Origin of the sequence: Rhodococcus sp. DK176, from assembly GCF_038447315.2 — a bacterium.
GTDB classification, from domain to species: domain Bacteria; phylum Actinomycetota; class Actinomycetes; order Mycobacteriales; family Mycobacteriaceae; genus Rhodococcus_F; species Rhodococcus_F jostii_A.
This window is the reverse complement of the sequence record NZ_CP118321.2, coordinates 3,520,305-3,534,961: the sequence shown is the minus strand read 5'-3', so window position 1 is coordinate 3,534,961 and position 14,657 is coordinate 3,520,305. Positions and strand designations below refer to the sequence as shown.

Genomic DNA, 14,657 nt, shown 5'->3' with positions numbered 1-14,657 from the left:
CGCGCGCGGAGTCGCGGCAGTCGAGTTCGCGCGCGTCCCACCCGTTCTTCCCCCCAGTTCAGGCACGGAGAGGACTCATCGTGAAGAAGATCGTGCGTGCCGCCGCCCTGGTGTTTCTCGTCGGGTCGGTCGGCTACTACCTGTGGTACGGCCTCGGCGATCGGGGACGCTCGAACTACGGAATCGACGCCCTGTCGTGGGTCGGCCCGCAGATGATCTGGCCGATCGTCGCGGTCAGCGTGGTCGTGGTCTGTTTCGCCCTCACCGGCGACAGCGTGCTGGCGGCGTTCACCGGGCGCAACAGTGCCGCGTTCCGGCAGGGCGCCGTCGGGATCGGGACGGTGCGGGCGGTGCGCCAGACCGGCATGACGCTCAACGATCAAACGGAAGTGCGGATCGACCTCGGCGTCGAGGGCGCCGACGGCGAGACCTTCGAATCGCACGCCAGGATGATCGTGCCGCTCACCGAGTTGGCTCTTTTCCGCCCGGGTGTCGTTCTCCCCGTCCGCTACCTGCCGGGGCGCACCGACAAGGTCGAGATCGACCGGTCGGGAGACGCGTCGACGGCGCAGGACGCGTTGAACCGATCCATGATTCGTCAGGGACTCACCACCCCGGGCAAGCTCGACATCGCGGCTCGTGGCGTTCCCGCGCAGGCGGTGGTGCAGTCGCTCAGTGTGCCCGGCGAGATCCGCAACGGGAGTTCGAAGATCGAACTGGGGCTGGCGGTCACGCGGCCCGACGGCACGACGTTCACCACCCGTGTCGAGAAGTTCCTGCCGCCGCGCAGTGTCGGGCACGTTCAGGTCGGCCGGGTGGTGACGGTCCATTATCTGCCGGGGAACGAGCGGGAGGTCGTCATCGCCCTGCCTGCGAATGTGTGACGACGACGATCAGTCCCGGGTCGGAAGTCCCAGCGACCGGACGAGGAGGAGGAGTTGTTCGCGCAGCGGCCCCACGTCGCCGACGGCGGCGGTGAGGGCCGCATCCTCCTTCTCCAGGGCCAGCAGGCGGCGGTAGATCGCGCGACCGGACTCGGTGATCGCGACCCGCTTGCGCCGCTCGTCGAGCGGGTCGGTTTCCCGGGTGACGTACCCGGCTCGCTCGAGGCGGTCGATGGTGCGGCTGATCGTCTGGTCCGTCACCCGCGAGACCTTCGCGATGTCCCGCTGCGAGGCCGGCCGGTCGGCGATCGTGTGCAGGCAGATGAGGCCCGCGTGGGTCATGTTCTGTGACCGGAGGATGTCCTCCCACGAGTGCTCGACCAGCCGCGCAGCCGTGGACAACAGCCGTCCGGTTGGCCACTCGTCCATGCCGTCGCTCGTCATCTCTTCGCCTCCATTTGCATTTTGCTCAGCAGGCTGAACAAAATGGGAACATCGCAATCCGGACATCCGGTCGTCGAACCGTCCAGCATTGGAGAGCACGTGACCACAACTGCCCGACCACGCCCGGTTCGTCGCCTGCGGTGGATTCTGCCAGCCCTGCTCGTGATCGTCTGGCTGGCCGTCGGCGGAATCGGTGGTCCGTTCGCCGGCAAACTCTCCTCGGTCCAGCAGAACGACAGCACGTCGTTTCTGCCCGCGTCCGCCGAGGCCACCGAGGTGTCCGCGCTGCAGAAGGACTTCACCGACACGCAGTTCGTGCCCGCGATCGTCGTCGCCGAACGCACGTCGGGGATCACCGCGGCCGACACCGAGTTCCTCGCCGGCACCGCGGCGTCCTTCGCCGGTTCGGAGGGATTCGGTGACGAGGTGTCGCCGCCGATCCCGTCCGCAGACGGCCGGGCACTGCAGATGTTCGTGCCCGTCGACAGCGCCGGCGAGGTCGGCGACAGCGTCACAGAACTCCGCGATGCGCTCGGCGACGCACCGGACGGTCTCACCGTCCTCGTCACCGGGCCGGCCGGTCAGGTAGCGGATCTGTCCGCGGCGTTCGCCGGAATCGACGGACTGCTGCTCCTGGTGGCGGGTGTCGTCGTGATCCTCATCCTCATCGTCGTCTACCGCAGCCCGATCCTCCCGTTCGCGGTGATCACCTCCGCCGTCTTCGCGCTGGGACTGTCGAGTCTCCTCGTGTACCTGCTCGCCGACGTCGGTGTGATCGCGCTGAACGGCCAGAGCCAGGGAATCCTGTTCATCCTGGTATTCGGTGCCGCGACCGACTACGCACTGCTGCTCGTGGCCCGCTACCGCGAGGAACTGCGGATCGAGCGGGACAAGTACCGCGCCATGCGGACCGCGTGGCGGGCGACGCTCGAACCCGTCGCCGCCTCCGCGGGCACCGTCATCGCCGGCGTGCTCTGCCTGCTGCTGTCCGATCTCAACTCCAACCGCGGACTCGGGCCGGTGGCGGCCATCGGAATCGCGGCCTCCTTTGTCGCGTCCATGACGTACCTCCCCGCGGTGCTCGTGCTCCTCGGCCGGACGGCGTACTGGCCGAGCAGGCCCGCCTTCGACGCGCGGCACGCCGAGAAGGACGAGGCGGCAGACCACAAGTTCTGGGCCGCGCTCGCGGCGCGTATCGGTGCGCACCCGCGCCGATTCTGGGTGGCGTCCAGCCTGGTGCTGGTGCTCTTCGCGCTCCTGATGCCCCAGTTCGAGGCGAGTGGGGTCGCGGAGTCCGAGACGTTCCTGCTCGAAGTCGATTCCGTTGCGGGCCAGCAGATCCTCGGCGATCACTTCGATGCCGGCTCCGGTTCACCGGCCGTGATCATCGCGAACGAGGACTCCCGCGATGCGGTAGCCGACGCTGCCCGGGTCGACGGCGTCGGCGACATCACCGTGTTGTCGACCCCTGGCATGCAGGACCCACTGGTGGTGGACGGCCGGGTGGCGATCGAAGCCACCCTGACCGATCCGGCTGATTCCCTCGCGGCCGAGGACACCATCGTCCGCCTGCGTGACGCCGTTCACCCGATCGACGGCGCCGACGCCCTGGTCGGCGGCACCACCGCCACGGACCTCGACACCAAGACCACGTCGACGCGTGACCGCACCCTGATCATCCCCGTCGTGATCCTCGTGGTGTTCGCGATCCTGTGCCTGCTGCTGCGTTCGCTACTCGCGCCGCTACTGCTGATGGGAACGGTGGTCCTGTCCTTCGCTGCGACGCTGGGCATCTCGTCCCTGGTCTTCGAGCACGTATTCGGGTTCCCGGGTGCCGATCCCGTCGTCCCGCTGTTCGCGTTCGTGTTCCTCGTCGCCCTCGGAATCGACTACAACATCTTCCTCATGACCCGGGTCCGGGAAGAGGCCCGGCGCATCGGCACGCGCCGGGGAGCGCTCCGCGGCCTGACCGTCACCGGCGGCGTGATCACCTCGGCGGGAGTGGTTCTGGCGGCGACCTTCTCGGCGCTCGCCGTCATCCCGCTGATCTTCCTCGCGCAGATCGCCTTCATCGTGGCGTTCGGCGTGCTCCTCGACGCACTCCTCGTGCGGTCACTCCTGGTGCCCGCCCTCACCGTCGACATCGGGCAGAAGATCTGGTGGCCGAGCAAGCTCGCATCGGCACCGGAGCCCAACGAGAACGTCTCTGCGGAGCCGGAATTGGATTCGACTCGTATGTGAGCGCGCTCGGCGAATGCCGCAAGCGTGATGCCTGCCTGTTCGCTCATGGTCGCGCAGCCGAGCCTGGCTCGATTAACGGCACAGCGGGACTGCGCAGTACAACTTGAATGTCGGTGCAGTCAGTAGGGAGGCGACCACGGCCGGTGATCGTCTGGAGGTCCAGTTCTGCGACCCGGGCACGACCTCGACCGCCGATCCGGCCCGTCCCGGCCTACCTCGATGAGGTGACGGCCGTGGCGGAAGCGGGACATGTGCGGTCGCCTCTCGAGCTCGAGAGTTACCGTCCCCTGGTTGGTTGACCTCCGCACAGGTTCCCGTTGGGTTACGTGTCGAGGAATTGCTCCGACCCGGCGGCGGATGATCGTGATCTTCAGTGTGAGTGGTGCGGGGTGCCATCCGCCCTTCTCGGCGCTGTTGGTGAACACCGCGAGCGCGGTGCACCGGCTCCGCGAGTTCACCGTAGGTAAGTTGTGGTTGCGGGGCCGCGACGGGTTTTTTTGTGGGCGCTGCTGCGGTCTCCGCGAGTGGTGGACGGCGACGAAATGTGTCTCATTCGCCCGCCGGCTTCGAGTGGGTGGCTCCTTCGTGGTGCCGGGCGCCGGGGGGGGCGGCGCTCACAGCTCGACGCGTAGACCGCCACCTCGGCCGTTTGACGAGCACAAACGATGGAGGATCGATGCCGACCAGTAGGAACAACGCGAACAAGAACGCTGGCTCCGAACCGAAGCTGCTCTCCGGTGGGAACCCGCAGATCCCGAAGGGGGAGGGTGACGGACCGGTGCAGGCCTATATCGCCGCGATGCCCGAGTGGAAGCGCTCGCTGGGCGAGCGGCTCGATAGCCTGATCGTGCAGACCGTCCCCGATGTGCACAAGGCCGTGAAGTGGAACCAACCGTTTTACGGGCACGACGGCGAGGGTTGGTTCCTCAGCTTCCGCTGCTACACGAAGTACGTCCAGGTTCAGTTCTTCCGTGGGACCTCGCTGGACCCTGTTCCGCCCAAGGCGTCCAAGCACGCCGAGGTGCGCTACGTCGACATCTGCGAAGACGACGATCTCGACGAGGGACGGCTGCGTTCCTGGATCGAGCAGGCAAGCAACCTGCCCGGCGAGAAGATGTAGAGCACCCGTCGGAGAGCATCCCGACTCGTTCGCCCGGTCGCGGTGCGCACCACGACCTCCACCTGTTCCGCATGCCCTGGACTCCGCCGCACATGGACGAACCCAGCACTGGGCCCGCACCCTTCACCGCGCCCATGACGATCTCGACCACATACGGGCGAATCGGCTGGGCCCGCGGTACGTGTCCTATGTCGGCACGGCGTCGCCTGCAGCACGCTTCTGTGTCGCACAAAGGACGCCGGATGGATTTGCCCTGGAGTACCCGATTCGCACTGAGAGCTGTCGCACGATTTCACGCGTTGATGGACGGATACCGTGAGTGTGGTGTGGATTCGGCAGGTTGGTGATGGATTCCGTTACGTGCCTGCCGCTGTCGCCCCTTCGATGCTCCTCATCGTTCAGCAGAAAAAGCAGCTTGATATCCGTGGTCCCGCCGCGGGCTGGTGGTGCTCAGAGTTTCAGCAGTGCTTGGGGCGTTGGTGCGGGCGATCTTGATGTGGTCGTTGTCGTTGATTTCCAGCCGGTCGAACCATTCCGCGGCTTCGCGCATGTCCTCGAACGGGTAGTCGGCGGAGAACAGCAGCCGGTCGGCACCGACTTCTGGAATGGTGTTCAAAAGGGCCGGGGTGCGGAAGTTCCCGCTGGTGGTGATCGAGGAATCGGAACGCTGTTCGACGACCATGAGGAAGCCACCGAGACAGCAACCATCGATGAACTGCTGAAAGGGAACGAAGACCAGTAGAACGCCGGTCGGTGACGCGCCGTTCAGTGCCGAAAGCGGGACTACTCGTCGGTCTGCATCGCCAGCACGACAGCGACCGCGGTGATCAGCAAAACCAGCAGAAGTAGCACATTCATCCTGTCCCCCTTGATGTGTCAGAGTGGACCCGTCTGGCTGACCGGTCGTCGGTCGTCGGCGAACATGGCCTCGATCCTCGCTTTGATCTCCGCGGTGCTCATGCCGCCCCGGCACAGCACCGGCGGCCGCGAGGTGATCGAAGACGCCAGAATCATCCGCATCCGATTTACCTACCAAATGCTCAGTACCACTACCGCTTACATCAATACTCAGTCCGAAGAATCTCGTAGGGGGCTCGCGGGTCGATTTCGAGCAACCCCGTGCATTCCAGACAGGATGTGGAAGTTCTCAGGGCGGCGCATCGTCTGTCAGCGCAGCGGTTCCACGTCAGGAAGGTCGGCGGCCCGCCCCTCTCGTTGCCGGGGCCGGATGTGCCGTCTGCGGTCGTTCTCGGACATCCCGCCCCACGTCCCGTACGGTTCGGCAGCGGTCAGGGCGTACTCGCGGCATTCGGTGAGCACCGGGCAGTCCTGGCAGACGCGTTTGGCGTGCGCTTCGCGCCGCGCCCGGTCCCGACCACGCTCCCCCTCTGGAGAGAAGAACAACGACGACTCGACATTCCGGCACGACCCCAGCATGCGCCAATCTCCACGATCACGGTCGGCGGGCGGTCCGGTCCGTGGCGTACCTTCACGGCGGGAAGCCGGCACAGTGTTCGGCGCACGAGCGGATATACAAGTCATCGGATCGGTCTCACTCATCTCACTCACGGGTATTTGTGCTGCGGACCTGTCACCGCGGTAATCCTTTCGCAAACAACATTCTTCACAATCAGTCCGGACGGTCTCTTTAGGTTCAGGTGCCCAGCCAGAACCTTCGACGAGCGACGGTGATCACTTGCTCGACCAAGCGGCCGCAGCGGTGCCGGCGCGGCGACGTCGAGATACGCGACCAGTGCCCGACAGAACGCTGCGGTGTCCATCCCGAAATCGGTTCTGATCACCTCGGGAGGGCCGCCGCCGTGGGCGCACCAACGTGGGGCGCGGGCCGAGGTAGAAGTATCGCCCGGCTGTGCGAGTTCGCGACCTCCTCTAGCGGGGGGATGGGACATGGAACGGTTCCGAATATGCACATGGAGTGCGCACCTGAGAAGGGTAAAAGTAGGGATGAGATGACTTGTGTCCTATTTCGCAACACTGGTTGCTCCATGAAGATGGTGTGGGAAACGGAGTCGGATCCGACCATCGTGTCGTAACCCAATGGAGGCGCGGGCGGGGTGTCACCACCGAACACGGCCGGAGCGAGCGTGCACGCCGGTCCGGTCGCGTCGGACGCGGGTGCCGGTGTGCACGCCGGTGTGGCGGGGCACTCGGTGGTCATGGATTCAGAGGCGGCGCGGCCGGTCGATGCGGCGGTCATCGGGGGACGGTTGGTGGAGCTGGTCGGAGACCGCGACAGTGCCACCCTCTCGCATGCGCTGTCGGCGATGGGGTGCAATCCTCATCCCGGTTCCGGGCATCCGGACTACGAGCAGGTGCTGGCCTGGGTGATCGAGGCGATCGCGGAGGTGATCGTGGCCCGTCTCGGACCCGCGCCGTCGGGACAGGAGTTCGCCGTTGACGTGCATCGCACGGACGGCGGTGTAGTCGACCCCGCGGAGCTTCCGCAATCCGGGGACTGGGTGCTGCGCACGGCCGGGGCGTTCCTGGCCGACGACCCCGAGGCAGGAGCGGAGCGGCTCGCGGCGGCCGGGCGGGAGCTGGACCCGGTGCAGCGGGCCACGCTGCTCGCCGACGCCCTGATCTGGCTCGACTTCCTCCTGGACGTCGATGCTCCCGATCCCCCGGACCTGGCCGCCTGACGTCGCGACCGCGTTCCTTGAGGGGAACGTCAGCTGCGGGGCTGGGTGGTCAGGTTCAAGGTGGTGACGACGGATTCGAGGCCGATCTGGGCCCATTCGGCGGTGATCGTCAGGAACGGTGTGGGTGGGGGTATGGGGATCCAGTAGTGCGGTTCGGTGCGGTACATGCACACGCCGCCGTCCCCGGCGCGCAGGTCCGGACGGGCACGGTACGGGTCGGCGACCGCAAGCTGATCGGCTCCAATCCAGACATCGAGGTACGACCAGTGCCCGGAGCTGTCGCGGGCGTCGGTGAGGGGGCGGGTCTACATCCGCGCCGCCACCGCGGGTCGACCGTTGGCGGTAAGCGTCAGATGCACGCTCAGCCCGGAGTCGAACGCGGTGATCCGGACCAACTCCAGCGTCAGGTGTGTTTGTGCGGCCAGAGGGCGCCGACGGTGGACCTCGATGCCGCCGGTGGCTGGCGGCGGGCTCTCAGGCCACCGTCTGATCGGAACCGGGGGGTGTGTGGTGTTCCTGTTTCGCCGGCACGGCCAACACGCTCTCTGTCGTAGGGGTGGCGTCCGTGTGCCCGCGACCGGTGATGGGGAAGCGGGCGCTCACAACGCCGGGCACAGCAGGTGCCCGCAGCATCTGCGGGGCCGCCCGACGCCCCGCCGGATCTCCGCCCAGGTGTTCGCGTTGGTGCGGCGCAGCCGGGGTATTCACCAGGCAGGCACTCCGATGGTCCGGAGCATCGGAGCGGTCCAGGCTGCATCAGTTCAGACCAGTAGCTGCTGCAGCCGCCACCGAGCTACGCGGCTCGCGCCGGCGCGAACATGCTGTGAGTCCTTCCGCTGCAGCAAAAGACGGCTGCAGGAGGGACTCCGCGACGATGCCAACCCCACCGGGGACGGCAAGCGACCACGTCCACCCCGGCTTCCCACGGCGTGCTCTCCGACGCCCCCTCGGGTGCAGGTGCGAGATGTGCGTCCGTATCGGGTGCCGGCTGCGTGGGATCGACGTGTTCGATCCGCTCACCGGTACCGCCGCATACGCCCGCGTCGTATCCCTGGGCGCGTAGCCCGGCGCAGACCCGGAATGCTTCGTCCCGGTCCCCGTACACGCCGAACTCTGCGCACTTCGTAATGCCCTGCGCCATGCCGATACTCCCTGAATATCGATCCGGCACTCACATCTGATTCCCGATCTCGATACCAGTAATCCGGCCGACGACGGATCGGGACGACCACACCTGATCTGAGGAAACGGACATCTCGACGCCTACTGCGACTGCCGACTTCGTCGTCCGTCATCGATCAACGAGAGCCGGTCCGTCGAGCGAGCGGCCGCCGACGTGGACAGAAAAGTCGGCTGCCGGGTGTGAAATCCCCGGTCAACCGCTCCAGAATATCTGCAGTGATGACTGTAGACATTGAGGCGTCGCCGTTGTAGAGTTCCTCTCGTCGCAAGGAAAGAGTTCACGAGGTGCGGGAGAGAATGAACTGCCCGCAGAGAAGTAACGCAAGACCAGGATGTGCCGGGCAAGGGTTGATATGAGTGTGTAAGGCCCCGGCATATCCGGCGGCTGCCGGGCGGCACGAAGGCCCGACAGCCGGAAGAAGTGCAGTGAACAAGGAAGTGAAACCCGCTCCGGCCCCCGGTGCCTCACGGCGCCGGGGGCCCTGTCCGTTGGAAAGGTGTCACCCCATTCCGGAAGATTCGCCCGACCGACGCGCGGCCGGGAAGCTCGACGACGAGGACTACCCGGCGTACAGCATGGGTCACGCCGCCGAGATCCTCGGCGTGACACAGGCATTCCTGCGCAGCCTCGACGCCGCGAAGCTGCTCACCCCCGGGCGCTCGGAGGGCGGCCACCGCCGCTACTCCCGGTACCAGCTGCGTCTCGCCGCCCGAGCCCGCGAACTGATCGACCAGGGCACCGCGCTCGATTCCGCGTGCCGCATCATCATCCTGGAAGACCAACTCGCCGAGGCCCGACGCATCAACGCTGAACTCCAGCACACCCCCCGCACCACGTCGGATCAGCCAGGCCCCGCATCCGGCTGACACGCCGCCGCCCCGAGGTTCATTCCGCGGAAGCCGCCCGATCCGCTCGGCGACCTCACCTCGGGCCTTTGCGAGAACTCAACACCATGCGAGGCGTCGGCGTGCGGTCCCGCTAAACCATCGATGAGCAGACAAAATCGGAGGCCTTTCAGCGGCCCATCACCGCGTGCACACTCCGATGTTGGACCACGACCGGGCCGGCTAGTCTGGCGGGCCAGATCTGAATCTTGTACTGCTCGAACGGCACTTCCGCGACGAGGTCCCACATAAGGTCACGCCCGAACGAGTGGACTCGGACGCGGTAGGTTCCCGCGCCGGCGGAGAGAACGGTAGGCGGAAAACCAGCGATCGGCGTCTCCGAGTCGGTCAGCACGGTGACAGTGTCGGAAAATGTCTCGAACGAAACCTCCTCGATGTCTTCCCAACCGTCGTCGACAGTGACTGGACGGTCGCCGAGCACTTGCACCTCGAGATCGAGCGGACCCATGTACATCCCGGTATAGACGTAGACCATCCCGGGATCGCTGCCGGCTAGGCCGAAACCGATTTCCGGAAGTGGCGGAAGCTCCTCCCATGCGCGTTCATCCTCGTCCTTCAGACAGAACATGCGGTCGACCTCTGCGCCGCCCGTGTATCGCACTCGTCTCACCTTCCCCAGTCCGATCGACTCTGTAACCATCTTCGAGTACCCGCCGGAGGATCCGCTGACGCTCAATGACAGGTCACCGAACCACCTGCGGAACGGTCCGGAAACGCGTCGGCGAACAGGTGGTTCCCGCGAGCGGATCCACCAACGGTCGTCGAATTCCGCTAAGGCAGAGGAATGATCGCGCCGGCAAGCTCTGACGGGTCAGGAAGCACCAGGTGCGTGGTCACAGGTTCGAGTCCGATCTCGGGCCACTCAGCGACCAGCGGCAGGTCTCGGGTTTGCGGTAAATCGGTCAGTTCGTACAGGTACTCCCGCTGGTAAAAGTCCTGGCTGTCGTACCAACCGCGACTGTCACTACGAAGCACTGGTTGGAGAATCGGATCTTCGAGTGCACGAAGTCGCATCGGACGACCATGGACCTGGCCGGCACGGCGTTTACCCGTCTCAGGGTCGATGACAGATGGCGCGGTGTATTGGCGTCTCATCGCTTCGGCGTGAATGCGGGGGATCCGTCGCGCCAACTACCGCTGAAAGACGCGGAGCGTGTAGGCGTCCCGTGGAGTGGTGGGGTTTGGGGCTGAGCGGCGCGGCTCCGACGTAGAGAGGGCCATCGGCGGGATCTTCGGTGTGTACGGCCAAGCACGCATCGAAGAAAGAGGTCCACCGATGGCCCTGTCCCAGTCTGCCCTGTCCGAGCTACTCGACGCATTCCGTACCGGAGATGGAGTGAATCTGATCCGTGAATCGGTCCGGATGGTTATGCAAGAACTGATCGAAACCGAAGCGACCGAACAGATCGGCGCCGGCCGCTATGAACGCACCGAGGCCCGCACGACCGAACGCAACGGAGCCCGGTCCCGGCTGGTGGCCACCCAAGCCGGCGACGTCCAATTGCGGATCCCGAAACTGCGCAAGGGCTCGTTCTACCCCTCGATCCTCGAGCCCCGCCGACGGATCGACCAGGCACTGTACGCGGTGGTGATGGAGGCCTACGTGCACGGAGTTTCCACCCGCAGCGTGGACGACCTGGTAGCGGCTCTGGGAATCGATTCGGGAATTTCCAAGTCCGAGGTGTCGCGGATCTGCGCCGGCCTCGACGAGGTCGTCGGCGCATTTCGCACCCGCTCGCTCGACCACACCGCGTTTCCTTACGTCTACCTCGACGCGACCTACCTGCACGTACGCAACTCCTCTTCGCAGGTGACATCGATGGCGGTCGTGGTCGCCACGGGGATCACCGCCGAGGGTGCGCGTGAGGTCCTCGGCCTCGATGTCGGGGACAGTGAGGACGAGGTGTTCTGGCGCGGCTTCCTCGCTTCGCTGAAGAAACGCGGCCTGTCCGGTGTCCGACTGGTCATCAGCGATCAGCATGCCGGCCTGGTCGCGGCCTTGCGGCGCTCGTTCCAGGGCTCGGGGCACCAGCGGTGTCGGGTGCATTTCGCGCGAAACCTGTTGGCGCACGTCCCCAAGTCGCACTCCGACATGGTCGCCGCCGTGTTTCGCACGATCTTCGCCCAGCCCGATCCCGCGACCGCGGCCTCCACGTGGGACGAGGTCCGCGATCAGTTGGCCGGCCGGTTCCCCAAGATCGGTCCCTTGATGGACCAGGCGAAGGCGGAGGTCTTGGCGTTCAGCACGTTTCCGCGGGCACATTGGTCGAAGATCTGGTCGACCAATCCGTTGGAGCGGGTAAACAAGGAGATCAAGCGCAGAGCCCGTGTCGTGGGCATCTTCCCGAACGAGGCGGCCGTGATCCGACTCGTCGGTGCGGTCCTGGCCGACATGCACGATGAGTGGCAGTCCGGCGAGCGCCGCTACCTCTCCGAGGGGTCGATGGCGTTGCTAGATCCCAGCGGCGATACTGGGACCATCGCCGCGATCAACCGTGGCGAGTAGGCACCGAGGATTCGACCTCAAAGCCCACCACCCCACGGGGCTCTATCCGGAGCGTCAGGGATCGATGATTTCCCGCCGCCTACTAACGCAGTAGCTAAGATTGCGCCGTGGACGGTGTCTGGCCACTTGTTGGCCGGGATGAGGAACTGCGGCGCATCTGGGCGGTTATCGAAGGCTCTGGTGATGACTCTGGGGTCCTTGTGGCGGGCGGTGTCGGTGTTGGCAAGAGTCGGTTGGCGAGTGCCGCCGTCGCCGTACTTGCCAAACGGCACGCCGTCCGGTGGGTCACGGCTACGGCCTCGGCCCGAACTCTTCCGTTGGGAGCGTTTGCTCAATGGGCGCCGATCTCGCAGGCCGACCCGATGATGGTCATCCATACCGTCATCAAAGCGCTCACTGCTGGCGACAAGCCCGTAGTCGTGGCCGTCGACGACGTTCACCTGCTCGACGACCTGTCCGTCGTCGTCATCCAGCAACTCGTGCAGCGCGGCCTTGCCCGGGTCGTGCTCACCCTGCGCAGCACCGAACCGGTCCCCGACACCATCACCACCCTCTGGAAAGATGGGTTCCTCAACCGGATCGATTTAGATCCCTTGGGCAAGAACGACACTGAACGCTTGCTTTCGCAAGCGCTAGCTGGGCCCGTCGCCCCCGCAACGGCGGCCGAACTGTGGAACCTGACCCGCGGCAATGTGCTGTTCCTCCGGCATCTCGTTCGCCAGGAACGGGACGCCGGACGGCTCGTGCGCGACGTCGGCACCTGGCGGTGGAGCGGTGAACCCGTCGTCTCACCCACCCTCGCCAAACTCATTACCGGCCAGCTTGGTTCGCTGACCGATGACACGACAGAAGTCCTCGACTACCTCGCGATTGGCGAACCCATTGACGGCACGGTGTTGGAAATCCTCACCAGCCCGCATGCGGTCAAGGAAGTGCATTCCCGCGGCCTCATCGACATGACCAGCGACAACGGCGATATCGCCGTCCGCCTCAGCCACCCCCTCTACGGTGAAGTCCGTCGCAGCACTGGCAACCTCCTACAACTGCGCCGCCTGCGCGGTCGTCTCGCAACCGCTCTGTCCACCCGTCCTGATCCAACACCCGCAGCTTTGTTGCGACGCGCATTGCTGACCCTCGAATCCGACCTGCCACCCGACCTGGGGCTTCACCTCGCCGCCACCGCCACCGCACTACGGCTCCACGATGCTCCCCTCGCCCTTCGTTTCGCGGACGCCGGACATATATCTGACAGCGGCTTCCAAGGCGCGATGCTGCACTACTGGGTGCTCCATCACGTCGGTCGGGCGCAGGATGCATTCACCCTGCTCGAGGCGCTCGATCAGAACGCGCTAACGATCGAGGAGCAACGGCGACTGTCCGTTATGCGAGTCGGCACCCTCTGCTGGAGCCTCGGCGATCCCGAACGGGCGAGGCACGAACTGGCAATCGCCAAGGTAGCGCCCTATAATCACAAATCATCCGAGCTAGCCGCATTCGAAGCACTCCTCGAGTCGGTGCAAGGCCGACCTGACCGCGCGATCGCCGCAGGAAACGTGGTCTTTCAGGCTGCGCCGAGCGATATGGCATTCGTGCTCACCTCATGCGCCCTGGTCATTGCCCACGGTTACTCGGGAAATGCCGCCAAGGTTTCTCCGTTGACCAAGCGTGCCTCCGCTTTGGTCGCAACATCTAGTGATGCTTCCGCGCTGGAGTACGGGATCGTCTACTTCCACATCGAAGCAATGTTCATCGCGGGGTACCTTCAGGCCGCGGAACAAGTCATGACCCAGTTTGTCGAGTATGCCGCGAACACTCCCGGCACCATAGGCTTGTTCGTCTCACTGCTTTACAGCTATGTGGACCTGTCCCAAGGTCATCTGAGCGCTGCGCTCGAGGTTCTGAACAGGGCGGATCGCGAATTCCGTACCACCACGTACGACAGATCAGCTGTCGTCAGCTGCCGGGTTTACCTGATTCTCGCGTTATCGCGTCGCGGGGACGGGAAACGCGCAGCGGAGCTGGTGCGCGATCTCGACACGCTGAATCCCTACGGCTTCCTCCGATCAGCGTGCACCCTCGCCAAAGCATGGGCTGCGGCCGCCCAGGAGATGATCGCCGATGCAATCCGCATCGCCCGGAAGGCGGCCTCGATCGCGGCCGAACGCGGCCACTTCGGCCAAGAACTCCTGTGTCTGCAAGCCGCATCGCAATTCGGCGATCGCACCACAGCGCACCGGGTGAACGAGCTCACCGCGCTCGTCGACGGGCCACGCGTCCACGCCGTTGCACTGCATGCCAATGGTCTGACCAGTGTAAACGGCGAAAAACTCGCCGAAGCCTCACGGCGGTACGAAGAAATCGGTGACATTGTCGCAGCGACCGATGCCTCGGCCCAAGCCGGAACTCTCTTCCGCGAACAGCAACATCACGGTTCCGCACTGACAGCCATCGAACGTGCCAGGACGCTGGCAGGCACCCACCGCGGAGTCAACACCCCCGCACTGCGCCAAGCCGTCGAAACCACCCCACTGACGAGACGGCAGCGCGAAATCGTCGCCCTCGTCTCCCAGGGCTTCACCAACAAAGAGATCGCCGAACGCCTCGGAGTCTCCGTCCGCACAGTCGAAGGCCACCGCTACCACGCCAGACTGCGCTGATCGCGCGTCGCCGCAGTAACCAGAAAAATCGCGTAGTCGACTACGCGGTTCAGATCC

General features: G+C 65.3%; 14 protein-coding genes. 7 read left to right on the top strand and 7 right to left on the bottom strand.

What is annotated here, in order from left to right:
* Positions 1-80 precede the first annotated feature (80 nt).
* The gene (locus PSR88_RS16665) at positions 81-884 is read left to right on the top strand and encodes a hypothetical protein (RefSeq protein ID WP_016881948.1); all 804 of its coding nucleotides are present in this window, start codon (positions 81-83) and stop codon (positions 882-884) included.
* Between the two features lie 9 nt (positions 885-893).
* On the opposite strand, the gene PSR88_RS16660 is transcribed toward PSR88_RS16665, so the two are convergent.
* Positions 894-1,328 (bottom strand): MarR family winged helix-turn-helix transcriptional regulator, encoded by a 435-nt coding sequence (locus PSR88_RS16660; RefSeq protein WP_009476221.1) that lies wholly within the window; start codon positions 1,326-1,328, stop codon positions 894-896.
* Positions 1,329-1,370: 42 nt separating this feature from the next.
* Here PSR88_RS16660 and PSR88_RS16655 point away from each other — a divergent pair, with 42 nt between their 5' ends.
* Positions 1,371-3,569, top strand: coding sequence for an MMPL family transporter (locus PSR88_RS16655; protein WP_016881949.1), 2,199 nt, complete (start codon positions 1,371-1,373; stop codon positions 3,567-3,569).
* A 676-nt stretch (positions 3,570-4,245) separates the two neighbouring features.
* Positions 4,246-4,689: a DUF1801 domain-containing protein gene (locus PSR88_RS16650; protein WP_016881950.1), complete on the top strand. Its 444-nt coding sequence runs from the start codon at positions 4,246-4,248 to the stop codon at positions 4,687-4,689.
* 391 nt (positions 4,690-5,080) lie between these two features.
* On the opposite strand, the gene PSR88_RS16645 is transcribed toward PSR88_RS16650, so the two are convergent.
* The 3 genes from PSR88_RS16645 to PSR88_RS16635 form a co-directional block, all read right to left on the bottom strand.
* Positions 5,081-5,371, bottom strand: coding sequence for an amidohydrolase family protein (locus tag PSR88_RS16645; RefSeq protein WP_016881951.1), 291 nt, complete (start codon positions 5,369-5,371; stop codon positions 5,081-5,083).
* A 194-nt stretch (positions 5,372-5,565) separates the two neighbouring features.
* Complete coding sequence (locus PSR88_RS16640; RefSeq protein ID WP_016881952.1) at positions 5,566-5,709, bottom strand: hypothetical protein; 144 nt, start codon at positions 5,707-5,709, stop codon at positions 5,566-5,568.
* A gap of 147 nt (positions 5,710-5,856) precedes the next feature.
* Positions 5,857-6,249, bottom strand: coding sequence for a WhiB family transcriptional regulator (locus tag PSR88_RS16635; protein WP_029538956.1), 393 nt, complete (start codon positions 6,247-6,249; stop codon positions 5,857-5,859).
* A 545-nt stretch (positions 6,250-6,794) separates the two neighbouring features.
* On the opposite strand from PSR88_RS16635, the gene PSR88_RS16630 reads away from it, so the two are divergent.
* Complete coding sequence (locus tag PSR88_RS16630) at positions 6,795-7,349, top strand: hypothetical protein (protein WP_011595918.1); 555 nt, start codon at positions 6,795-6,797, stop codon at positions 7,347-7,349.
* Positions 7,350-7,378: 29 nt separating this feature from the next.
* Here the strand turns inward: PSR88_RS16630 and PSR88_RS16625 are convergent, their stop codons facing one another.
* Complete coding sequence (locus PSR88_RS16625; RefSeq protein ID WP_192815067.1) at positions 7,379-7,516, bottom strand: hypothetical protein; 138 nt, start codon at positions 7,514-7,516, stop codon at positions 7,379-7,381.
* A 1,441-nt stretch (positions 7,517-8,957) separates the two neighbouring features.
* Between PSR88_RS16625 and PSR88_RS16620 the strand changes: the two genes are divergently transcribed.
* A complete protein-coding gene (locus tag PSR88_RS16620) occupies positions 8,958-9,398 on the top strand; it encodes a MerR family transcriptional regulator (RefSeq protein WP_157180104.1) in 441 nt (146 codons plus the stop codon).
* A gap of 148 nt (positions 9,399-9,546) precedes the next feature.
* On the opposite strand, the gene PSR88_RS16615 is transcribed toward PSR88_RS16620, so the two are convergent.
* Together PSR88_RS16615 and PSR88_RS16610 are read right to left on the bottom strand one after the other, a co-directional pair.
* On the bottom strand, positions 9,547-10,038 hold the full coding sequence (locus tag PSR88_RS16615; protein ID WP_148228403.1) for a hypothetical protein: 492 nt from the start codon (positions 10,036-10,038) through the stop codon (positions 9,547-9,549).
* A gap of 170 nt (positions 10,039-10,208) precedes the next feature.
* Positions 10,209-10,451, bottom strand: a complete 243-nt coding sequence (locus tag PSR88_RS16610) for a hypothetical protein (RefSeq protein ID WP_148228402.1) — start codon at positions 10,449-10,451, stop codon at positions 10,209-10,211.
* Between the two features lie 262 nt (positions 10,452-10,713).
* Between PSR88_RS16610 and PSR88_RS16605 the strand changes: the two genes are divergently transcribed.
* Together PSR88_RS16605 and PSR88_RS16600 are read left to right on the top strand one after the other, a co-directional pair.
* Entirely contained in the window at positions 10,714-11,943 is a 1,230-nt protein-coding gene (locus PSR88_RS16605) for an IS256 family transposase (protein WP_016880606.1), read from the top strand.
* A 107-nt stretch (positions 11,944-12,050) separates the two neighbouring features.
* Positions 12,051-14,600, top strand: a complete 2,550-nt coding sequence (locus PSR88_RS16600; RefSeq protein WP_237724036.1) for a LuxR C-terminal-related transcriptional regulator — start codon at positions 12,051-12,053, stop codon at positions 14,598-14,600.
* Positions 14,601-14,657: the final 57 nt, after the last annotated feature.

Coding starts and splice junctions, on each gene's coding strand:
- PSR88_RS16655 (WP_016881949.1), top strand. CDS start 1,371: ATGGGAACATCGCAATCCGGACATCCGGTCGTCGAACCGTCCAGCATT.
- PSR88_RS16660 (WP_009476221.1), bottom strand. CDS start 1,328: ATGACGAGCGACGGCATGGACGAGTGGCCAACCGGACGGCTGTTGTCC.
- PSR88_RS16640 (WP_016881952.1), bottom strand. CDS start 5,709: ATGCGGATGATTCTGGCGTCTTCGATCACCTCGCGGCCGCCGGTGCTG.
- PSR88_RS16610 (WP_148228402.1), bottom strand. CDS start 10,451: ATGCGACTTCGTGCACTCGAAGATCCGATTCTCCAACCAGTGCTTCGT.
- PSR88_RS16650 (WP_016881950.1), top strand. CDS start 4,246: ATGCCGACCAGTAGGAACAACGCGAACAAGAACGCTGGCTCCGAACCG.
- PSR88_RS16635 (WP_029538956.1), bottom strand. CDS start 6,249: ATGAGTGAGACCGATCCGATGACTTGTATATCCGCTCGTGCGCCGAAC.
- PSR88_RS16645 (WP_016881951.1), bottom strand. CDS start 5,371: ATGGTCGTCGAACAGCGTTCCGATTCCTCGATCACCACCAGCGGGAAC.
- PSR88_RS16625 (WP_192815067.1), bottom strand. CDS start 7,516: ATGTACCGCACCGAACCGCACTACTGGATCCCCATACCCCCACCCACA.
- PSR88_RS16605 (WP_016880606.1), top strand. CDS start 10,714: ATGGCCCTGTCCCAGTCTGCCCTGTCCGAGCTACTCGACGCATTCCGT.